The following is a 22,845-nucleotide window of genomic DNA, read 5'->3' on the forward strand; positions in this document are numbered from 1 at the left end:
ACACAACTAGTATGACCAAACATAACAAATAGGTGATTTTATGATTAAAAATATTTCTTTAGCCGTTGCCGTCTTGTTGGCTTCTGCTCATGCTTATGCGGTAGAAAGCCTTATCACTGTTGAAAGCCATTATTCGGCCAAAGAAACGGCAGATAGGTTTGAGTCGATCATAAAAGACAAAGGTTTTACGGTTTTTTCCAGGATTGATCATCAAAAAAATGCCGCCGGTGTGAACTTAACTCTGAGACCAACTGAAGTGATTATTTTCGGTAACCCTAACATCGGTACTCAATTAATGCAGTGTAACCAACTTGTCGCGATTGACTTGCCACAAAAGGTATTGATTAGCGAGGATGCTGATAACAAGGTTTGGCTGTCGTATAACAATCCGCAGTACATTAAACAGCGTCATAGTATTGCAGGCTGCGATAAGGTTATTAATAAAATCTCTGGTGTCCTCAATACATTAAGCCTTGCTGCAACGTCTAAGTAGTTATTTCGCAGCTAGTCGTTTGAGCAAGGCTATTGGCGCGAACATTTTGAACGAACATTTTGAACGAGTAAATTGAACGAATATATTGAGTGATCATTTATAGCCACCAGCTTATTAATTCGGAGCGAGTATACGAGGAATAAGCAAAGCATAACGATGATCACTCAGCCATTGTGTGTTATCGAATGACGATTCTTATCGCAACACAGAGTAAACATATCGAATCACATCAGCAGTGACACAACTACAAGATGATATTTATCAATATTTTACATCTATATTTTACACAAGAATTTACCAGAAAAGTTATATAAAACAATCGATTTAGAGGTTTTTAATGAATAGTGAAGTGGTATTAATCACCGGTGCGAATAGAGGTATTGGTTTAGCGTTAACAGAGCAATATCTTGTCAACGGTTGCAGCGTCATAGCAACCTGTAGAGATGGCGCAACAGCGACTGAGCTTTTGTCGTTGAAGGCTCAGTTTGCTGACAAATTATTGATTGAGTCAATGGATATCACGAGCTCTGAATCAATCCAGCGCTTAGCGAATAATCTCAGTCAGCAAAATATTAGTCTCGATTTAATCGTTAATAATGCGGGCTTTTTAGATGGAGATAATCACAGTATTCATGCTATTGATTATGCTGACGCTGAAATGTGTTTTAAAGTGAACGCGCTCGGGCCATTATTTTTAACACACTGTTTATTAAAACTATTGAATAAAAATCGTTTATGCAAAATAGCGATTATCTCTTCTTCTAAGGGATCACTATCACAAGCACAAGGTGTCGACTGGTATGGTTACCGAATGTCTAAAGCCGCAGCCAATATGTTAACGGTGAATTTATCGACTGAACTGGTTAATAATAACGTCGCGGTGGTATCGGTTCATCCTGGTTGGGTGCAAACGGATATGGGCGGCAGCTCTGCAAAGGTAAAGGTTAATGATTCCGCCCTTGGGATTATAAAAGTGATCAACAATTTATCGATTCACAATACCGGTCAGTTTTATGATGTTAACGGTGAGCAACTGCCGTTCTAATCAGCGCATCAATCCGTACAACAAACTACCGACCGCTTTATTGGTAATTCATTGGTCAGATTTGGGCTACTGTTAGTGCGTAAAGATGGTGAATATGATGTTTTTTTATTAAGCAATTAGCCAACAAATTGACCGATATACTATTAAATACTCGATAATGTGTAATGATATTTGTGTGTGGCTTGCCTTAAAAATTGAAATGGGTAAGATGTTGTTTTAATGTCTTTATCGTTGATATTATTATGATGTCTGAGTGTTAATCCACACAGTGTGGCAACATCGATTAAGTCGACAGTTAATCAAATTAAAATTGATACAATTAAGATGAGTTTTATCTTTTCCTGCCGCATAGCGGCTAAGCTCAACAAACACTTAATGTTGATTTGCAACGCGCTGCATTGGTAATGTTTTTAGTCATTACCATACAAGGTAGAATCCTAAGTTGCGTTACGGCATAGCTTAAGCGAGCGTTATATTAATTGAGGTTGCTACAATGGAAACAAAGCCAATAATTTATGACAGATTTACTTGTAATAAATGTTTTGATAAAAGCAGCCTTGATTTTGATTTCACCATGGCTTTTCAGCCAATTATTAACTGTAAGACCAATAGCATATTTGGCTATGAAGCATTGGTACGTGGTTTACAGAATGAATCGGCCTTTTCGATCATTTCTCAAGTCAATGATGATAATCGTTACCTCTTTGATCAACTTTGCCGCGTTAAAGCCATCGCACTGGCGGCGAAACTAAAGCTAGATTCAATGCTTAGCATTAACTTTCTCCCAAATGCTATTTATAAACCTGAGCGCTGTATTAGAACAACCTTAGAAGCCGCTAAAGAGTATAACTTCCCAACCAACAGAATCATGTTTGAATTTACAGAAAATGAGAACATTAGTGATACTGCATTTGTTAAGAGTATCGTTGAATATTATAAGAAATCAGGATTTATCACCGCACTAGACGATTTTGGTTCTGGCTATGCCGGTTTGGGACTGTTGGCTGATTTTCAAACCAACATTATCAAATTTGATATGAAGCTTGTTCGTAATATCGACCAAGATAAAACCCGACAAGCTATTATTAAAAACTGCTTAAACTTGTTTGCTGAACTTAACATTACCTCTTTGGCTGAAGGCGTAGAGACAATAGAAGAAATGCAATGGTTACGCGATTGTGGCATTGAGCTGATGCAGGGTTATTTATTTGCTAAACCTGGTTTTGAATCCCTACCGCTAGTTGATTTTGACGAGATATACCGCAGCGAAAGTCAGATTAAGACGCAACCTACTCTGAGCTTAAATGACGGTGCGGGTATATAAGCTTAAGGTCGAGACTCATCATTACCTCAATGCACATTATTATTTATGCCATTGAGTGTATTCCACACGAGTATGGCGCAAGTGTTCAAAGGCAATAGGGTTAGATGTTTCGTGCATAGGTTGAATGGCTTGTGGTATTTCTTAGTTAACAGTCTGTGACATGACCGGCATCGAAATAGCGGTAAAGATTATCGCAACTATGGTTAATCTTATTTTCATGCTGCTGCCCAATATTTATTGAGCCTAAATATTTCTACACTGCGTCATTAATGCGCCTATGCTATAGGCGTAATACTCTTTGCAACAACAAAAACGCACTATCACCATGGTTTAATGGTTAAAAAGCAGTTCGTACATCTGTGCCTAAGCTAAAATTTAGACGATAAAGCGTGCCTCTTTTTTGCAAAAATCAGAGAGATCACAGACCGTTTTCATTTGTATTTGAGGGGCACATTGTCAACTTTCAGTTTGCTTTGCATGATAATGTTTATTGTCACCATGATAACCTGCAAATAATTTGTTAATTATGTTCAAAAAATTTTGGACGTTAATTGTTAAACCCTCCATTGATAACGTTTTATTATTAAAAGGATAACTTTTAATAATTTATTGTTTAGCCTTGTTCACTGTATATTACGTCTATCGAACATCATTCATACGCACGCACGCACGCCTTATAGTGTAATTTATCCGATTGTTTATTCGGTTGTTTATTCGGTTGTTTATTCGGTTGTTTATTCGGTTGTTTATTCGGTTGTTTATTCGTTTGTTTATTCGGGAATTGGCACGTTCGCTGATGCGTTTAAAAGATGTCGCTTAAAGAGAGAGTTATGAAATTTTTACACACTATGTTGAGAGTCATTGACCTAGAAAAATCAATTGAGTTTTATACCCATGTGCTAGGCATGAAAGTGCTAGAAAGAACCGAAAACAAAGACTATCGCTACACCTTAGTTTTTGTGGGTTATGGCACTCAAGCAGACAGCACCACGATTGAATTAACCTATAACTGGGACACCAATGAGTATGACCATGGTAATGCTTTTGGTCATATTGCGCTGGGTGTAGAGGATATTTATAGTGCCTGTAATGACATTAAAGCACGCGGTGGCAACGTCACCCGTAAACCAGGACCGGTAAAAGGTGGCTCAACCCACATCGCCTTTATCGTCGATCCTGATGGATACCAAATTGAGCTCATCCAAATTAGCAAGTAAAGAGGAATACAGAATGAACAATGCACTATTTCAACCAATACAGCTCGGTAAACTCTCTTTAAAAAATCGTATTGTTATGCCACCAATGACGCGCTCGCGCTCAACCCAACCGGGTAATGTGGCTAATGAGATGATGGCTGAATATTATGCTCAGCGAGCATCCGCGGGTCTTATTATTACAGAAGGCACCCAAATATCGGTCATGGGCCAAGGCTACGCATGGACGCCAGGTATTTATTCTGCAGAACAAATTGCCGGATGGCAGAAGGTCACCAAAGCGGTTCATGCACAAAATGGCACTATCTTCGCTCAGCTTTGGCACGTTGGTCGAGTGTCTCACCCTGATAATATCGGTGGTCAACAACCTATTTCGTCTTCTGCACTAAAAGCCCAAAATGTAAAAGTGTTTGTGGATAATGGTACTGACGAACCTGGTTTTGTTGACGTGGTTGTGGCTCGTGAAATGTCTAAAGCTGACATTGAACATGTGATTGGCGAATATCGTCAAGCAGCGTTAAATGCGATTGAAGCCGGTTTTGATGGCGTAGAACTGCATGCTGCTAACGGTTATTTAATTAACCAGTTTATCGATTCTGAAGCGAATAATCGTATCGACGAATATGGTGGTAGTATCGAAAACCGCCTGCGCTTCCTGGGTGAAGTGGTTGGTGCAATGACCCAAGCCATTGGCGCTGATCGTGTTGGTGTTCGTCTTGCGCCATTCACATCGCTAAATGGTACTGTTGATGCAACGCCGATAGACACCTACATTGCCGCGGCTGTATTACTTAATAGCCTCAATGTGGTCTACATCCATGTGGCTGAAGTTGATTGGGATGATGCCCCAGAGACACCAACAGTATTTAAAGATACGGTTCGCGACGTTTATAAAGGTGTGCTTATTTATGCGGGACGTTACAACGGCGAAAATGGATCTCAGGCCATTGATGCTGGTGTAGCGGATATGATTGGTTTTGGCCGACCATTTGTCTCCAATCCTGATCTGGTAAACCGTATTAAGCATAACTATCCATTAGCCTCTCACAACCCAGAGACATTATTTGGTGGTGCTGAACGCGGGTATACTGATTACCCCGAATACAGCCCAAGCTAATAGTAATCACACTGTTTAGTTGAGTTAATATGTGAGCGATTCTGACGTAAGGTAGGATCGCTTTATACGTATACATCATTTATTTATCACGACATACTTTTTGGTTTTCTCGTATCATTGCGACTTGCCAAGAGCCTTGCCCCTTTTCCCATCCCTCAGCTGGAACAAACGGTTTGATGAAACAAGAAGCGTTGCGCGGCAAAATATCCTTATTACTGGCCACAATGCTTGCGGCTGTGGGATGGATAGCCTCCAAACTTGTTATTTTAGAGATGCCTGGAGAGGTGTTTATTGCTGCTCGCTTCTTAATCGCGAGTCTGATTTTATTGCCTTTTTGTTATCAGCAGATTTATGCACTCAGGCCTAAGCAAATTGCCGCGCTTTGTGGCGTTGGCATGGTATTAGCAGCTTCGATTGAAGTATGGGTTCACGCGATTACCATCTCTAGTACTTTGTCTGAAGGTGCTTTTATCATGAGCCTGGCGATGATTATAGCCCCGTTTATTTCTTGGCTATTATTCAAAGTAAGACCTAACCGCATGTTTTGGATATCGCTGCCTATTACTTGTATAGGCATTATGTTATTGACCATCACAACTGGCTGGGAAGTTGATAACAGCCAGTGGTTTTTCTTATTATCATCGGCACTGCTGTCATTGCATTTTGTATTGAATAAGCGGGTCTTGACCAATATAAAACCGTTAACATCCATCTGCGTACAATTATTCATGGTGGGCATTGTGGGTTGCGTGATTATGGCTGCGGTTTCACCTGAACATTTTGAGATAAATGGTCATGTGCTATTTTGGTTTGCGGTATCAACGGTTATCGCAACCAGTGTGCGTTATTTACTTCAAACTGTCGGTCAATTTAGCGTTAAAATTGAAACCGCTTCGCTGATCATGATTTTAGAACCCATTTGGACATTAATTTTGTCTATCAGCTTTCTTGATGAGGTAGTTGAAATGCAGAAGCTCATTGGTGGCGGGGTTATTTTATTGTCACTGTTTATTTACATCAAATATTCTAAAAAATAGTGCGTAAAAAGCCTTATTTACAACATCTATAACATCACAACATCTGCAACATCTACAACGCTGAGTATATCAATGTTGTAATAACCTATTTTTCTGTTTATTAACCACGGCGTTGTATTCGCTACGCAAATGCATACGGTGGGAGGGACACAACGCCTTATACACTGAGGTGTAACTCAATCACCGAGATTAAACTGAGATGAGTCTATAAACGCTACTGAAAGGTCATGATGACGAGTAATAGACACATGCAAAGACTTTGTATTGATGTTATTGATGTTATTGATGTTATTGATTCTAAAACACAGTGAAGTTAATGATTAATCCCAGTGTTGAACTGAGATTAATCATGCCGTGCGGACTAAACATGTGGAGCGATAGAGAGCGATTTCAGATGAGTTAGCTAAAGTTTTCGTGGTAAGCAATCATAAAGTCTTCTCTTATTAACTGCTCTAAATGTATGGCGCGTTCGGTGGGGCAAAAAATCATGATATGCACATTTTGCTCTCCGTTGATGCCGCTGGTGATATGAATATGCGGTTCGCTGCCAGGTAAATCGACACCAGCATGTTTTTCTATCACACCGTTGTAACGCTTAGCCACTTCGATAAAGTCTTCACAGTGCTGTTCTATTTGACGGGTTAACCCAGGAAACAGTGTATAGAGATTAACAAACTGGACCACGGTAATGGTTATGTTGTGGTAAACATAACGTTTCATAAAGTTGAGGTTTTTCACCGCATAGGTAAAAAACATACTGTTAGGTAATGTCGCGGTTTTACCGGTGTAATGATATTGACCTTGATCAAGATCGATCTCTTGGATCACGGTGGCCATTAAGTTATGTTCAATCACTTCGCCATATATTTTCCCTACTTCAATCCAATCACCAATCACAAATGAACGTGAACTCGCGCGTTGTATTGAGCCGGTAAAGCAAAGAATAATTTCTTTTGATGCTATCACTATGGCAATGGCAATGGCGGTAACAGACAGTGCAAACTTGCTAACTTCGGATTGCCAAAGCATGAACAAAATAACCAGTATTAAAATGAAGGTGCCATTTTTAGTGCGTGACATCCATTTGCGTTGCACATCAGAAAGAAAAGCGACGTCGCCACGAATACTTGAAATGATAAAACGTTTTATCACTGAGATAAGCATTATTATTAACACCGTTAATAATAATTTGTGTTCGAGAAAAAAATCGACGATCAAAGCTATATTATCTATCAAACTTGTTACCTACGTTGTTTTTGTTTCCACACTCATGGTGCTGAATTACGGACATTCCGGCCGTCACTCTATTGGCAATAGCAGCAGAAGACAAGGTAATTAGGCCATAACAGTATGAGGTCTAACCTGGTGCAGCAGTAAACACTTAGTCAACGTCGGTAAATTTGCCCCTTCATAAACACGAAAAAACCATTAATGTAGCTGACATTAATGGTTTTATCCGTATCGATATTCGCAATATTGACGTGATATTGAAGTGAATATTTTAGCTGGTGATCATTTTAGTTAGTTTGGTAGTAAATAACGGTTGGTGTTATCGCTATAACGTCATCATATCGATACCCCAAAGCATTTGGCTGCCCTTTTACCGGCTTAACATCTGAGTTGTCGCTTAGCTTAACTCCCCAATGATTATTACTGATACCATCGAAAATAATATTCATTACGCCGTCACTTTCTTTAACCATCGCGGCAATGTGGTGCTTGGCCATAATGTCTCTTACCTTAGCTGAGCGTGATGAGCACAAATCACACGCTTCTATATTGGTGACATTTTTAAAATATGTGGCATCGGCTGAAGGTACAAACCCAGCTACCGCTGACGGTTGATATTGAATAATACCTGCGGGGGTGAAAAATGCATTATTGACTCTAAATACATTATCATCTGAGCGCTGAACAATAGTGATATCGACGTTGTCCTTAAAAAAACTATTGATTACGTCTTGCTCTATCAGCAATATGTTGATGGCCTTAACCCTTTGGTCTCGACATGATTTTTCATTGCACAGCACTCTATTGGGCAAACTGGTGACAAATTGGGGATCGGCTTTAAATATCGCGTGACTCATTACACCTAAATTGAAGTTAGCAAAATCATTTTTATCCTCTGCAGAGGTAAATTTTGTTGGATGCACATCAAGCACACCATACGGTGAGACTAACCCAGGCAATATTTCTGCAATGCCATTTTTGGGTAATAAACCCCGTAAATGATTAATTGTTGCACGGTACTCTTTATCGGAGTCTGCCGTGAGGAAGTTAGGCAAGTTGTTTGCGCTGGTAACGATAGGCACGAGCAATGGACATAACAAAAATAGATAAGTGGCTCTCATGGGTGAGTAACATCCTTTTAATGTCATTATTAACGTCATAGTTAATGTCATAGTTAATGTCATTGATGTTTAAGTAAAACACATCTTTGTTGTCATAATGTTATAAAAACAAGCAAAGTTAAAGCCGTGTCTAATCAAATTGTGAGCTTATCTTATGGATAAATTAGCATTTTTTGTCCATTGGATGAAAATTCACCACGGCTTAGATCTGAATCTTTAAAAGAAGCCTTTTGTAAATTGGCGCCCGTCCAGCTGTTTTCGAACAAGTCACATTTTACAATGCATTGTTCTTCAAAGTCGGTGTAAGACAAATTACAACCGGTAATATACACCAAGCAAAAATAAATCTTGTATGATATCTGGTTTACAAAGCTGGTGTTTAAAAGATTGATGTCAGTTTTTTATTCCGGATAAATGCCGTCAAAACACCATCAAGTAAACAAACACATAGCAGTTGGCTTCGTTTCGCCTCACTCCCTTTTTCAGCCAAAATATGACTTTGTCTGTTGTTAGGGGAAAATAAAGGTTAATTTATTGCGTAACAATCTTAATTACCGCTTGGTATCTGTAAGTATCATTAAAGGACGATATGTCGAACGCTACTAAAATCATTATGCTTGGCGCGACGGGTGCGGTGGGAAATCATGCGGCATTGAAACTCGCAAACATGCCCGCGGTTAAGCAATTGACGCTACTTGGAAGAAGGCCTGCTGAGAATGTTGTCGGTGAGTCTATCATTCAACATCAAATCGATATTTTTTCACCAACATCATATGAGCCATTTATAGCTGGCCACGACACCGCAATTTGTGCCCTTGGTGTTGGCCAACCATCAAAAATGAGTCAACAAGAATTCATTAAAATAGATAAGGATGCTGTTCTCGACTTTGCTTTTGCATGTAAAAAAGCAGGGGTTACTCATTTTGAGCTGTTAAGTTCGGTTGGGGTAAGCCCATCATCATCCTCATTTTATTTACGTACTAAGGGAGAACTTGAGCAAGGCCTAAAAGAACTTGGATTTGAGCGGCTGAGCTTGTTCCACCCATCAATGATCATGACCCCCACAAATCGCTACGGTTTATCACAGGCATTAACGCTGTCTGTTATGCCCTTACTTGACCCATTATTATGTGGCTCTTTGAATAAATTTAGGAGTATTTCGGCCGAGAAGTTGGGAAATGCTATGGCGATCAATCTATTGCAAAATAGTCGTTCTATTGCAGTAGATGATTTGTATTGGAGTGATTTTATGGCACTTTCCGAACCGTTATTAGCCGTTTAACCATGACGTTATCCTGTGGCGGAGATGGCTAATGATAAGTATCCAACGAGCATCCGCTCCGCACACAACTAGATTGAACAAGATTTAACTCGCCAACATCAGCAAGTCTATAAATAATAACGTCAATAAAATGGTGATCTGCGACAATTTGTCCGATTTCATTTTTGTTAACTTGATCAACATCATGTATTCGACGATATAGCCCTACATATGCTAAGGAAATATCTTACAAGTTGATTTACATCAAAGACCATTTTTGGCTGAGTTTTAATATTGATACCGATGGATTGCAACTAATTATTAGCCACTGAGCTAACTTAAGCAGAAGGTATCAACATGGACACACATGCAGCCCTTTATAAACAGGGTCAAGACCGCCTTGATTATTTACGCCAATTTGCCCAACGTCAGCCCGTGTCACTACAACAAAAAATGGCCAACATTGGGATATCTCGTCGAGACTTCATTAAGTGGACCGCGTCGGTCACTGCAATGTTTGCCTTGCCCCTACCCTTTAGTAATCTGGTTGCCGAAGCGGCTGAATTAGCCGACCGAGTACCGCTAATTTGGTTACATTTAGCCGAATGTACTGGCTGTTCTGAGTCATTAATTCGTACCGACACGCCCAACCTCGACACATTGATTTTCGATCATATCTCGCTTGAATATCACGAAACCTTAATGGCAGCCTCTGGCTGGCAAGCAGAAGAGAACCTAGAAAACGCTCTTGAAACCTACAAAGGTCGGTATTTGCTGGCCGTTGAAGGTGCGGTCCCTACCGCCAATAACGGCACCTTTTTAACCGTGGGTTGTAAAGGTCATACGGGTTTACACATTGTTAAGGAAGCAGCGGAAAATGCTGCCGCGATTATCTCCGTTGGTACTTGCGCTGCTTTTGGCGGTGTACAAGCCGCTGCACCTAACCCGACTGGGGCAAAAGGTGTTTACGAAGTGGTCGATAAACCTGTGATTAACTTAGGCGGTTGCCCTCCGAGCGAAAAGAACATTGTTGGCACGCTAATGTATTTCATTATGTTCGGTAAGTTACCTGCACTGGATATGTTTAATCGTCCTAAATGGGCTTACGGCGCACGGGTACATGATAACTGTGAACGTCGTGGGCGCTTTGATGCTGGTGAGTTTGTTGAAGAATTTGGTGATGAAGGTGCTAAAGAAGGTTACTGCCTTTATAAAGTCGGCTGTAAAGGCCCATATACCTATAACAACTGCCCTACTGAGCGTTTTAACCATCACACCAGTTGGCCGGTGTTAGCGGGTCATGGCTGTATGGGTTGCTCTGAGCCGAATTTTTGGGATGACATGGCGGACTTTGAAAAACCGCTAGGACGCCAACTTTTACATGGCATAGATGCCACCGCAGACACCATTGGTGCGGTCATTTTAGGCGCTACCGTTGTTGGTATTGGCGCCCATGCAGTTGCTAGCGTATTTGCTAAGCCTTTGGAGGAATAATCATGAGTAAACGTGTCGTTATCGACCCTATCACCCGTATCGAAGGCCATTTACGTGTCGAAGTTGAAGTGGATGACAATAATGTCATTACCAAGGCTTGGTCTTCGTCGACCTTATGGCGAGGTATTGAGGTTATTTTAAAAGGCCGAACTCCAATGGATGTGGGCTTAATTGTGCAGCGTATTTGTGGCGTATGTACCTATTCGCATTATCGTTGCGGTACTGAGGCCGTTGAAAATGCCCTTGGGGTTAAGATCCCACTTAATGCTAAATACCTGCGCAGCATAATGCAGTCATCACTCTACATGCATGATCATATTGTGCATTTTTATCATCTACATGGTTTGGATTGGGTGGATGTGGTATCAGCATTAAGTGCCGACCCAGCCTTAGCGGCTAAAGTGGCAATGAATTATTCTGATGCACCGATTGCTGCCGGTGAAGGTGAATTAAAAGCGGTACAGGCACGAGTGAAAGGCTTGGTCGAAACCGGAAAACTGGGTCCATTTGCCAATGCCTATTGGGGTAATGGTACTTATCGTTTTACCCCTGAGCAAAACCTCATTGCGTTATCGCATTATTTAAAAGCACTTGAAGTACAACGTGTGGCGGCTGAAATGTTAGCTATTTTTGGCGGCAAATCGCCACATCCACAGTCTATTGTTGTGGGCGGCGTAACCTCAGTACGTGACATGTTAAGCCCCGCCCGTTTACAAGAATGGAAACAAAAGCACGCTATCGTGCAAGACTTTATTGAGCGAGCTTACCAAGCCGATATTGTGATGGCAGCAGAAGCATTTGGTACAGAAGCCAGTGTACTTGGCGGCGTAAATGTTAACAGTTTCTTGTGCGGTGAAGATTTTATTACAACCGATGGCGAGTACTTATTTAACCAAGGGGTCATTTTAAACGGTGATTTAGCCAATGTATTGGATATCGACCCGAGCTTGATTAAAGAAGATGTGACTCACGCCTGGTATAAAGCTGATGGTCCGCAACATCCATATCAAGGAACCACCATTCCTGATTACACCGGGTTTATTGAGCGCGACACTGTGTATGGCAAATTACCCACCATTAATGGCGATGGTAAATACTCGTGGGTTAAGTCTCCGCGTTACCAAGATGAACCGATTGAAGTAGGTCCACTAGCGTGTTTGTTGGTTAACTATGCCCGTGGCAATCAAGTTGTGGTCAATGCGGTTGATGGTTTGTTAGCTCGCACTGGTTTGCCTCTTGAAGCATTGTTTACCACTTTAGGCCGTACTGCTGCACGTATGTTGCAAACGGTGTTGGTTGGCCAGGCCAGTTTGCAAACCTTTGATGCTTTACTGGTGAATATACAGTCGGATCAGTCTACTTACGTTAAACCTGAAATAGACCCAGACCGTGTTTACGAAGGTTATTCGATGATTGAAGCCCCTCGCGGCATGTTAAGTCATTGGATCCGGATTAAAGATGCCAAAGTCGAAAACTACCAAGCTGTGGTTCCTACTACCTGGAATGCAGGCCCTGTGGATGCTAACGGTAAAATGGGCCCATACGAAGCTTCGTTGATTGGTTTGAAACTTGAAGACCCAACTAAGCCGTTAGAAGTCATTCGCATTATTCATTCCTTTGATCCTTGTATGGCGTGTTCCGTTCACGTGATGGATTACAAGAAACACACCCTAGGTCAATTTAAAATTGATCCAAATGGGTTTTAATCAGAGGTAATGGAGTAGGAGGGATAAAAGTATGGAACATATTGCAACCCATAATCGGCAGCTGATATTTACTCCAGCGATTCGAATATTTCACTGGTTACGCGCTCTGGCCATTTTGGTATTAGTGATCACCGGATTTTATATCTCGTGGCCATTTTTAGTGGCGCCTGCCAGCACTGATGTATTGGTACAAGGTTGGATCCGCTTTGCCCATATCATTTTTGGATTTTTGTTAACCAGTATTACCTTAGTGCGTTTTTACTTGTTTTTCTTTAGTCGTATTAACAATGAAAGACGATCATTTAAAGATGTGCTATCGCCTCGAAGCTGGATATCGCAAATAAAATCTTATTTTTGGATGGGCAGTTTAGACAAAGCCGGCGTTTACGGACCATTACAGTTTATGACCTATGTGGCCATTTCGTTTGTCGCCTTGATTATGTGTATCACCGGCTTAGTGCTTTACGCCAATGTGTACCATTTAGGTATTGGCGGAATGCTCGGTGATGTATCGGCATGGATAACCGGCCTCTGTGGTGGTTTAGCGCCACTGCGGATTTATCATCATTACTTAACATGGGCCTTCATCATCTTTGTGGTGATCCATATGTATATGGCGGTGTGGTCTGGTATTCGCTTTAAACATAATTCAGTCGATTCTATTGTGTCTGGTTATGACTATCACAAAGTACATAAATAGGATGAATGAATAATTGTGAAAAAAATATTGCTGTTAGGTATAGGCAATGTATTGTACGCCGATGAAGGAGTCGGCGTACATTTTGTCAATTATATCAAAGACAAATACCAATTCAGCCACCAAACTGACAGCATAGATATTGTCGACGGTGGCACCCTAGCTCAAGGCCTTATTCCGATGATAAGCCAGTACGACCATTTGATTGTGGTCGATACGGTTAATAGTGTTGGTGTGGAGCCCGGTGAAGTGTACTTTTTTGATTTTGATCACGCCCCTGCTGAAATCGATTGGCAAGGCAGTGCTCATGAAGTGGAAATGCTGCAAACACTCAACATGATGGACATTGTGGGTGATAGACCACACACGTTTGTATTAGGCGTTACCCCTACCGTGATTGAGCCAATGACTTTGGGGCTTACGCCACATTTACATGCCGCCATTCCGCTAATGGAACATGCTCTGTTAACCCATTTGACCGACTTAGGGTTTAGCCAGCAGATTGTGGCTGATATTACTATTGATGAGGTGATTCCTGACGCCTATAAGCGAGGTTGCTATGTCGATGCATAACATTCGATTTGATTTTGTATGCCAACGCCATGTGCCCTTATATGAGCACTTGTGTAATCAATACCTGGAGCGCAACGAATTTAATATCAGTATTGGTGCTGAATCCGAGCCTCAAACCAGTAAAATACGTTACTTTATTGAGGCCTTTGCTACGCAAGCGCAACTTGAAGCGTTAGCCGATGAGATTGCCAGTGATTTTTTGTTATCCGTTTGGTTACTTGACACCCACATTCAGCGGATTGAGCAACACAGCGGACAGCGAAAACCATTTAAGATTAAACCGCTTTATTCTGGTTTACCGCTGTATTTTTGTCAGCATTGCCAACCACAATTTGGCGATAATCAACATCCCTCTTTTGGTGATATTAATCTGCAATGTCATCATTGTATGGGACATGAAAAACTCAGTCGCGATGAAAAATCGTTAACTCAGGCCGACATCGCCGCGATGGCAAACCGCCTACTAAGCCATAAGTCTCTACCCTTACCTATTCTTGGGATCACGTTGTGGTTAACCCCACCCGCGGCCATATTCTCCTCAACCATACAACCCTCAACCATACAACCCTCGACCATATCGCCAAATGCAGATGATCAACGCATAAACTCATCACAGACCAATGCGCCTATAACCGCAATAACCACAACAATAAAATATCAACGGCCGCGAATATTAGTCTGTAATCCGAATTCTTTGAATAGCCATTTTATTGTTAATGACAGCCAAGTGTTGGCATTATCTAGCATCGAAAAACCGTTACTAAGAGTGCGACCAAGTAGTGATCACCCCAGTTTATTAGCGCCGCTGTATGAAATTCAATTTGCTGAAAATCGTTTGTTAGTGATACTCACGGAAGTGTTACGCCAAAAAGGCATTAATTGGTTGCATGTCACTCATGATATTGACCAGCATACTAGCCAAGAAGCCTTGCTCAATAAGCCGCTGCGTTTGGCCAGTGTTAATCAACAATGGTTACCCATTACCACCCTAGGTAATGGCACCATACCGTTACCCACTAACGTAACCTGTTTGCATGATGAGCATCATTACCAAGATGATCTGCATACGTTTACGGTTCAAAGTTCTACAACTGACATTAATTGGCGAGTGAGTGACAACGGTGCTAAATCTTCTAATTCACAGTCAGCTTCACCGTTAGCTGTACCAGCTGTTTTAGCAAGCTCTTTAGCAGATGATTCAAGCACAATAACGAACGATATTACTACCAGCTTATGTGCATTGAATGCTGCGGTATTACGTTGTGACCCCAATAAAAATCATCATAAAGCACAATTTGTTAAGCATGCTGCGGTATTGTATTTCAGCCAACAAAATACTTGCCAAATTGTCACCCTCGACAGCCAAAGTAAGCCTGAGTTATTTTTCCAATTACCGACGTTGCCGACAACAGGTTATGAGATTTGTCATAGTTTGTCTGAGTCTCCTCAAAAAAGCCTGTTAGATAAGTTTAAACAATTATTTCCCGCCGAATATAATCAATTATTGGACCTGCACATTCAAGCCAACGATGGTGCATTGTCTCAGCTAATGGCTGTTGCTACCCTGATTATTGGTGCCTATCCAGTAGAAACCGCTCAACGTGTGACGGTAACCGAACTTGCTGATAAATTTATTGCTTTAGCGATGGCGCATCATGGCAACAATGCACCACGCATTGACTTTCCACTCACCAAAGGTGCCGCACATCGTAGCCTTAATTGGTGTAAAACATTGGGCTCGTTAATGAGTTTCAAGTTGGCAGGCGAGACTAACTTAGCAAAACTTGCGTTTGCATTTCATGACTCGTTTGCCGACTACTTAAGCCATTGGGTTGAACATTTAGATCAAAATATTGGCGTAAAACAATTAGTGATTGCAGGAAGCGAATTTGCTAATCCGGTGTTAACTGATCGGGTGCAATTACGCATTGGTAAAAACTTTCCGCTGCTGGTTAATCCATTACTGGATTTAGATGGCGTTAATATCGCAATTGGTGGGCTATATCTCAAACAACGACGTGGATAAAAGGTATCTTAAGGTATATCAGTTATTGCTTATCCTTGTATGAGATTGAGTCCTTATGAAACCATTACAGCAAGTTACCATTATTGTTAAAGGTATTGTACAAGGGGTTGGTTTTCGCCCCTTTGTGTTTCGTTTGGCACATCAGTTAACTTTACTCGGTAGTGTGCTGAATAATCACCTTGGGGTGACGATTGTTTTACAGGGTAATAGCGAACAGATTGAACAGTTTATCGATACATTAGCTAAATCTCCTCCGCCATTAGCGCGAATTGATGCCATTGAGGTTACTCATCAAACTCAATTAAGTTTGTTTGACCAATTTAGTATTATTGAAAGCCATGCCTCATCTGACGAGCATGCAAATGTGGCTATTTCGGCCGACATGAGTATTTGCCGAGATTGTCTTAACGACATTAATGACCCTCAAAACCGTCACTATCAATATCCGTTTACTAATTGCACCAATTGCGGTCCGCGCTATACCATTATCAACGCCCTGCCTTATGACCGATGCAACACCGCCATGGCTGATTTTGAGATGTGCGAAGATTGCCACGCCGCTTATACCAACCCAATGAATAGACGCTACCATGCCCAACCTGTCAGTTGCCCACATTGTGGCCCACAGTTAACCTTTAGCGTCATCAATGCTCGTGCTGAATGTCTTTATGATTCATCGATGTTAATAGCATTAGAGCAAGCCGTTGAAATGATAAACCGTGGTGGCATCATCGCCATTAAAGGTTTAGGCGGTTTTCATTTGGTGTGTGATGCCACCAATAACGATGCGGTTGCAGCCCTGCGCGAACGTAAACAACGCCTCGCCAAGCCATTAGCGATAATGGTGACCAACTTAGCCCAAGCAAAATTATGTGTCAGCGGTACTGAAACGGAATGGCAAGTGTTAACCAGCCCTGAGAAGCCGATTACTTTGATGACCAAACGCGTTGTTAGTAATGATAACAGTGGTAATGGTAAAGATGATAGATCAAATAATGGGCCGATCATACTGAGTCCATTGCTAGCGCCGGGTATTGATCGCCTTGGAGTATTTTTACCCTACACACCATTACATCATTTATTGATGCAGCGATTACAGAAACCCATTGTAGCGACTAGCGCCAATCGCAGCGGTGAACCCATTATTGGTAATCAGGCTGACATTGAACAGTATTTAAGCCATGTAGTTGATGGGATACTCGACCATAATCGGCCGATTATTAATGCTTGTGATGACAGTGTGGTACAAGTGATTGACGGGCAACTGCAAGTGATTAGATTGGCTCGCGGTTATGCGCCGCTAACCATTAATTTGCATACACCAATGCTATCAAACAGCCAAAACAGCGTGTTGGCTGTTGGCGCACAACAAAAAAATACGGTCGCATTTGGTTTTGCCGATAATTTGATTGTATCACCGCACATTGGTGATTTATTCAGCCTTGAAGCAGAGCAATATTTTAGCCGAAGCTTAGCGACGTTTAAGCGTTTGTATGACTTCAGCCCGAGTCATATTGTGCATGATAATCACCCGCAATATGCGCCGACACAATGGGCGGAAAATTACCAATCGGAACATCACCTTTTGCCATCTCATTGTATTGGCATACAACACCACTTCGCCCATGTTTTGTCGGTTATGGCGATGCACCAACGCACTGAGCAAGTATTAGGATTCAGTTTTGATGGCACAGGCTTAGGTGATGACGGTGCATTATGGGGCAGCGAAGTGATGCTGGCTGATGTTAACGGTTTTACCACGGTGGCCCACTTTAGTTGCTTTAAGCTCATTGGCGGTGAACAAGCCATTAAACACCCGGTTAGAATTCTGCTGGCATTATTGTTTGAACAGATGCCGCTTGAACAAGTACTTTTACTCCCGATTGCCGCTATAGCCGATTTGGGCAGCAAAACTGTCACTAATTTGTATCAATTATGGCGTAACAATAGCCATTGTATTGAATGTCGATCCGTTGGACGTTTATTTGATGCTCTTGCGGTGGCGTTAGGCTTTATTGGTAGCTCGCAGTACGAAGGCCAAGCCGGAATGATGATTGAAGCGGCAGCCAATGCCTATAATTGCAAGTCAAATATTGAACCTTTATCTGTAACACTCAACACCATAAGCGACACTGACTCACAACCGATTCAATGGCACAGTAGCGACTTTATCACTCAATTAGTTAACTGTGCTGTAGAAAGCTCACATAACCCTTTAATTAACCAACAAATATGTTGGCATTTTATCAATTCGATTAGCCAGCAATTGGATAGAATTGGGCAACAATATCCCCAGTTACCGCAGGTATTTTGTGGTGGTGTATTTCAAAACAAAACCTTACTAAGCCAGTGCATTAATGATTGTAAACGTGGCCAACGGCAAGTTTTGCCCAGTGGCCATATTCCCATTAATGACGGTGGTATTGCATTAGGTCAATTGTGGTATGGCATACATCACATGGCTTAGGCTTAGGCGTATCAAATACTAATGACAATTTAACCATTGTAAGTAACGTGAATAGATTAATTTTTATCATAATCCGGCTAGCAGCGGTATCGCTAACGCTGCAATGCTACATCAATGTTGACCTTCAGATAATTGTGGCATCTGTCACATAATTAACGCAATAAACACTGTTGTTCACAGTGTTTATTGCAAAAACTGATGTGTATCAAAGAATCCTTAATCCACTTAACCGACACTAGTTAATAAGAATAACAACAAGGTTAAGGAACATAACATGTGTAAAGATTGCGGCTGTTCAATTACCCATGATCATGACCATACTCTTCATAGTAATCCTCAGCTTAACGATAAAAAGACCTTAGCGGTTATCCATAAAATATTGGATAAAAATGATGTCGAAGCACAACATAATCGTGATCATTTTGCGGCTCATCAGGTCAGTGCCTTTAATCTAATGAGTAGTCCTGGCAGCGGTAAAACCAGTCTTTTAGAATGTTTACATGAATACCTTGATGCTCGCTATGCCGTGATCGAAGGCGACCTTGAAACCTCACGCGATGCCGACCGTTTAATTGCCAAGGGTATCAACGCCTATCAAATTCAAACAGGCTCTGCCTGTCACCTCGATGCATTTATGGTTCACGGTGCACTGCATCACATTAATTTAGATGATGTTGATATTTGCTTCGTTGAGAACGTCGGTAATCTTGTGTGTCCTGCCAGTTATGATGTTGGCACCCATAAAAATATTGTGTTGTTATCAGTGCCTGAAGGTGACGATAAAATTGAGAAGTATCCAGTGATGTTCCGCCGAGCAGATTTAGTGGTTATCACCAAATCTGACCTACTTCCTTACTTTGACTTTAGTATTGACGAAGCCAAAGCACAGTTAAGTAAATTAAATCCAGATGTGGAATTACTCGTTGTATCAGTGAAAAATCCTGATTCGATGAAAGTATTAGCAACGTGGTTTGATGAACATAAGGAATATTAGCTATGTGCTTATCAGTACCGTCAAAAGTAGTTGAAATTCATAACGATGCAACAGTTACTGTTGATACGCTTGGTGTTAAACGTCGTGTGAGTTGTCATTTGATATGCGATCCGTTGGCGTTAGGCGACTTTGTATTGATTCACATCGGTTTTGTGATGAATAAAATTGACCACAATGATGCGCAAGAAAGCCTCGATTTATATCAACAAATTGTCGCTGAGATGGAATTGGAGTCTGAGCAATGATTAGCCTCAATGACTTTTATCAAGGGTTTCGAGATCCTCAGACTATTCGTCATTTAGCGCAATTGATTGCTCAACAAGCGGCTAAAACGACTGAGCAAATAAACATTATGGAAGTGTGTGGTGGCCACACCCATACCATTATGAAGTACGGTTTATTACAGCTTTTACCCGACAATATTCACTTTATTCACGGTCCGGGTTGCCCAGTGTGCGTTATGCCTAAAGAGCGAATTGACCATGCCGCTACCCTTGCCTCTCAAGCCGATACCATTTTAGTCACCTTGGGCGACATGATCAGAGTGCCGGGTTCAATGGGCAGCTTGGCGCAGTTTCGCGCTAAAGGCTGCGATATTAGACCTATATACGATCCATTGGATACCTTAAAAATTGCCCAGGATAATCCTGACAAAACCGTGATTTTTTTCGCTATTGGTTTTGAAACCTCAACGCCAATGACGGCCGCCTTACTGGCACAGGCTGAAGCACTGAAAATAGACAATATCTTGTTTCATATAAACCATGTGCTGGTTCCACCCGCCATTGATGCCGTGATGTCTGATAGCCGCAGTAAAGTGAACGCTTTTATCGGTCCTGCTCACGTCAGCGTGATTAGTGGGGCTCAAATCTACCAATCAACTGTCGACCAATACAAAACCCCTGTTGTGGTGTCTGGGTTTGAACCGGTAGATGTGATGGAATCCATTTTACGTATCACACGCCAAAAAGTGGCAGGCAAAGCGGAGCTTGATAACCAATACAGCCGCTCAGTGAGTTACGAGGGCAATATTGCTGCACAACAACTTGTCGACAAATATTTTATGGTCCGTGACAGCTTTCGCTGGCGTGGATTAGGGCCTATTGCTAATTCGGCACTGACACTGCGTCCTGAATATCATCATCGCGATGCCGAACGCATTTATGCAAAAGTATTGCCGACAACCGAAATTGATGACCATAAAGCCTGTATGTGTGGCGATATTTTGCGAGGCTTAGCCAACCCTAAAGACTGCAAAGTGTTTGGCCGAGGCTGCTCACCACAAACACCGCTGGGCAGCTGCATGGTTAGCTCAGAGGGCGCGTGTAATGCTTATTACCGCTACGGAGAAGTTAATCATGCCATCTAAAAAGACGATTCAACTTAGCCACGGTGGTGGCGGTAAAGAAATGGATCAATTGATCCACGATTTGTTTTTTAAAGCCTTTGATAATCCGATTTTAACTTCGCAAGAAGACGCGGCCAAACTGAATATGTGTGGTCATATTGCTTTTACCACTGACTCTTTTACCGTTTCACCGTTATTTTTTGCTGGTGGCGATATCGGTAAACTCGCGATTGCCGGCACGGTAAACGATTTAGCCATGATGGCTGCACAACCCGAATATTTAAGCTGTAGTTTTATTATTGAAGAAGGTTTTCCACTGGATGACTTAACCACTATTGTGAATAGCATGGCTGCTGAATTACACAAATCAGGCGCGCGGATAGTTTGCGGCGACACTAAAGTGGTGCCTAAAGGCTGTGCTGACGGGCTATTTATTAATACCTCGGGTGTAGGGCGTATTTTACATCCGAATATTTCAGTGCGTAATTTACAAGTGGGCGACGCCATTATTGTCTCTCGTGACATTGGATGTCATGGTGCGGCAATTTTAATGGCCCGTGATGGCTTAACACTTGAATCTGATTTGTGCAGTGACTGCGATACGCTATGGCCGATTGTTGAACAACTGCTGGTGGCAAATATCGATATTCATGCCATGCGAGATGCGACCCGCGGTGGTTTATCTGCGGTGCTAAATGAGTGGGCCAAAGCCTCGAACGTTGGCATTGATGTTGAAGAAGCCTGCATTCCTATTTGTGATGAAGTAAAAGGCTTATGTGAGTTATTTGGCTTTGAACCTTTCGATTTAGCCAATGAGGGCACCTTTATTATGGCATTGCCAATGGATGTCGCCGAAGGGGCTATTGAGGTGATGCAGCGCTATGGACATTGTGAACACGCAGCAATTATTGGCCATGTTACTGAACGCCATCCTGGCAAAGTGGTGCTACAAACACCTTGGGGCAGCAGTCGCTATTTAGATTTACCACAAGGTGAATTACTGCCAAGGATTTGTTAATGCATGAATACTCGATTGTGATGTCATTAATGGAACAATGCGAAGCGCTTGCACAGCTGCATAAAGCCACACGAATTGAGCAAGTTGAACTAAAAATTGGGGTGTTAAGTGGCGTTGAGCCAACCTTACTATCGACAGCTTTTGAAACGTTTAAATTAGACAGTGTTTGTCACGAGGCAAGATTAATTATTAATGTTCAGCCATTAGTGTTGCAGTGCAATCAATGCGAACAACAATCGCAAGTAGATGAACGAACCATTGTTTGCCCCATTTGCCAGTCAAATAAAACCACCGTGATTGACGGTGAAGACATGATGCTAATGCAGCTTGTCATGGACACATAACACAATATTTATCAATCAGTTATATTAAAATACCCTAACCTAATAACCAGAGTAACCTTACAAATACAAGGACAACACCATGAAATATTTATCAATTGCCTTTATCCTTGCCACTATTCCATCTATTGCTATGGCGCATGAGGGACATGGTGGTGTTGGACTGTTTCACCATTTAATTCAATTAACACCCGCCATTGCTCTTGTGGCAGTTGTAGCGTTTATCTATTGGAAGCGCAGTAAGTAATTGCCTAACCTGTAGTCAACACGTTATGCGATGCTAAAGCTAAAATAGTTTGCTAGATCAACGCGATTAAACGTTGGTTATTTACCTTGGTT

At 41.7% G+C, this 22,845-nt stretch carries 21 protein-coding genes and 1 pseudogene; 19 read left to right on the forward strand and 3 right to left on the reverse strand.

What is annotated here, in order from left to right; genetic code table 11:
• Positions 1–40: 40 nt before the first annotated feature.
• The 6 genes from GUY17_RS11150 (at position 41) to GUY17_RS11175 (ending at position 6,230) form a co-directional block, all read left to right on the forward strand.
• Positions 41–493 (forward strand): DUF302 domain-containing protein, encoded by a 453-nt coding sequence (locus GUY17_RS11150; RefSeq protein ID WP_162023202.1) that lies wholly within the window; start codon positions 41–43, stop codon positions 491–493.
• 337 nt (positions 494–830) lie between these two features.
• Complete coding sequence (locus GUY17_RS11155; RefSeq protein WP_162023203.1) at positions 831–1,538, forward strand: SDR family oxidoreductase; 708 nt, start codon at positions 831–833, stop codon at positions 1,536–1,538.
• Positions 1,539–2,031: 493 nt separating this feature from the next.
• Positions 2,032–2,862 carry an EAL domain-containing protein gene (locus GUY17_RS11160; protein WP_162023204.1) on the forward strand — a complete coding sequence of 277 codons (831 nt, stop codon included), beginning with the start codon at positions 2,032–2,034 and terminating at the stop codon, positions 2,860–2,862.
• An 830-nt stretch (positions 2,863–3,692) separates the two neighbouring features.
• Entirely contained in the window at positions 3,693–4,079 is a 387-nt protein-coding gene (gloA, locus tag GUY17_RS11165) for a lactoylglutathione lyase (protein WP_162023205.1), read from the forward strand.
• A 13-nt stretch (positions 4,080–4,092) separates the two neighbouring features.
• Positions 4,093–5,193: an alkene reductase gene (locus GUY17_RS11170; protein WP_162023206.1), complete on the forward strand. Its 1,101-nt coding sequence runs from the start codon at positions 4,093–4,095 to the stop codon at positions 5,191–5,193.
• A 176-nt stretch (positions 5,194–5,369) separates the two neighbouring features.
• Positions 5,370–6,230, forward strand: a complete 861-nt coding sequence (locus GUY17_RS11175; protein WP_162023207.1) for a DMT family transporter — start codon at positions 5,370–5,372, stop codon at positions 6,228–6,230.
• A gap of 399 nt (positions 6,231–6,629) precedes the next feature.
• Here GUY17_RS11175 and GUY17_RS11180 read toward each other — a convergent pair whose 3' ends face one another.
• The 3 genes and pseudogenes from GUY17_RS11180 to GUY17_RS11190 form a co-directional block, all read right to left on the reverse strand.
• The gene (locus GUY17_RS11180; protein WP_101087229.1) at positions 6,630–7,463 is read right to left on the reverse strand and encodes a mechanosensitive ion channel family protein; all 834 of its coding nucleotides are present in this window, start codon (positions 7,461–7,463) and stop codon (positions 6,630–6,632) included.
• 284 nt (positions 7,464–7,747) lie between these two features.
• Positions 7,748–8,581: a hypothetical protein gene (locus tag GUY17_RS11185; RefSeq protein ID WP_162023208.1), complete on the reverse strand. Its 834-nt coding sequence runs from the start codon at positions 8,579–8,581 to the stop codon at positions 7,748–7,750.
• Between the two features lie 185 nt (positions 8,582–8,766).
• Positions 8,767–8,955: pseudogene (locus GUY17_RS11190) on the reverse strand (pentapeptide repeat-containing protein); the annotation flags it as partial.
• 215 nt (positions 8,956–9,170) lie between these two features.
• Between GUY17_RS11190 and GUY17_RS11195 the strand changes: the two are divergent.
• From GUY17_RS11195 to GUY17_RS21095, 13 genes are all read left to right on the forward strand, one after another.
• Entirely contained in the window at positions 9,171–9,863 is a 693-nt protein-coding gene (locus tag GUY17_RS11195) for an NAD(P)H-binding protein (RefSeq protein WP_254439813.1), read from the forward strand.
• A gap of 336 nt (positions 9,864–10,199) precedes the next feature.
• Positions 10,200–11,336 (forward strand): nickel-dependent hydrogenase small subunit, encoded by a 1,137-nt coding sequence (gene hyaA, locus GUY17_RS11200; RefSeq protein WP_101087103.1) that lies wholly within the window; start codon positions 10,200–10,202, stop codon positions 11,334–11,336.
• A gap of 2 nt (positions 11,337–11,338) precedes the next feature.
• On the forward strand, positions 11,339–13,042 hold the full coding sequence (gene hyaB, locus GUY17_RS11205) for a nickel-dependent hydrogenase large subunit (protein WP_011637560.1): 1,704 nt from the start codon (positions 11,339–11,341) through the stop codon (positions 13,040–13,042).
• A 31-nt stretch (positions 13,043–13,073) separates the two neighbouring features.
• A complete protein-coding gene (gene cybH, locus GUY17_RS11210; protein WP_101087101.1) occupies positions 13,074–13,742 on the forward strand; it encodes a Ni/Fe-hydrogenase, b-type cytochrome subunit in 669 nt (222 codons plus the stop codon).
• A gap of 15 nt (positions 13,743–13,757) precedes the next feature.
• Entirely contained in the window at positions 13,758–14,312 is a 555-nt protein-coding gene (locus tag GUY17_RS11215) for a HyaD/HybD family hydrogenase maturation endopeptidase (protein ID WP_101087100.1), read from the forward strand.
• The gene (locus GUY17_RS11220; protein WP_162023209.1) at positions 14,299–16,338 is read left to right on the forward strand and encodes a NiFe hydrogenase; all 2,040 of its coding nucleotides are present in this window, start codon (positions 14,299–14,301) and stop codon (positions 16,336–16,338) included. The genes GUY17_RS11215 and GUY17_RS11220 overlap by 14 nt, the downstream gene beginning before the upstream one ends.
• 55 nt (positions 16,339–16,393) lie before the next feature.
• Positions 16,394–18,805 carry a carbamoyltransferase HypF gene (gene hypF, locus GUY17_RS11225; RefSeq protein ID WP_162023210.1) on the forward strand — a complete coding sequence of 804 codons (2,412 nt, stop codon included), beginning with the start codon at positions 16,394–16,396 and terminating at the stop codon, positions 18,803–18,805.
• 274 nt (positions 18,806–19,079) lie between these two features.
• Positions 19,080–19,799, forward strand: a complete 720-nt coding sequence (gene hypB, locus GUY17_RS11230) for a hydrogenase nickel incorporation protein HypB (protein ID WP_059743617.1) — start codon at positions 19,080–19,082, stop codon at positions 19,797–19,799.
• 2 nt (positions 19,800–19,801) lie between these two features.
• Positions 19,802–20,044 (forward strand): HypC/HybG/HupF family hydrogenase formation chaperone, encoded by a 243-nt coding sequence (locus tag GUY17_RS11235; RefSeq protein ID WP_162023211.1) that lies wholly within the window; start codon positions 19,802–19,804, stop codon positions 20,042–20,044.
• Positions 20,041–21,168 (forward strand): hydrogenase formation protein HypD, encoded by a 1,128-nt coding sequence (gene hypD, locus GUY17_RS11240; RefSeq protein ID WP_162023212.1) that lies wholly within the window; start codon positions 20,041–20,043, stop codon positions 21,166–21,168. Before GUY17_RS11235 ends, hypD begins: the two co-directional genes overlap by 4 nt.
• Complete coding sequence (gene hypE / locus GUY17_RS11245; protein WP_162023213.1) at positions 21,158–22,165, forward strand: hydrogenase expression/formation protein HypE; 1,008 nt, start codon at positions 21,158–21,160, stop codon at positions 22,163–22,165. Before hypD ends, hypE begins: the two co-directional genes overlap by 11 nt.
• Positions 22,165–22,509 carry a hydrogenase maturation nickel metallochaperone HypA gene (locus tag GUY17_RS11250; protein ID WP_162023214.1) on the forward strand — a complete coding sequence of 115 codons (345 nt, stop codon included), beginning with the start codon at positions 22,165–22,167 and terminating at the stop codon, positions 22,507–22,509. The genes hypE and GUY17_RS11250 overlap by 1 nt, the downstream gene beginning before the upstream one ends.
• 79 nt (positions 22,510–22,588) lie before the next feature.
• Positions 22,589–22,753 carry a hypothetical protein gene (locus tag GUY17_RS21095; RefSeq protein ID WP_174839639.1) on the forward strand — a complete coding sequence of 55 codons (165 nt, stop codon included), beginning with the start codon at positions 22,589–22,591 and terminating at the stop codon, positions 22,751–22,753.
• Positions 22,754–22,845: the final 92 nt, after the last annotated feature.

The sequence above is a fragment of the Shewanella sp. Arc9-LZ genome (assembly GCF_010092445.1).
Classification (GTDB): Bacteria; Pseudomonadota; Gammaproteobacteria; order Enterobacterales; family Shewanellaceae; genus Shewanella.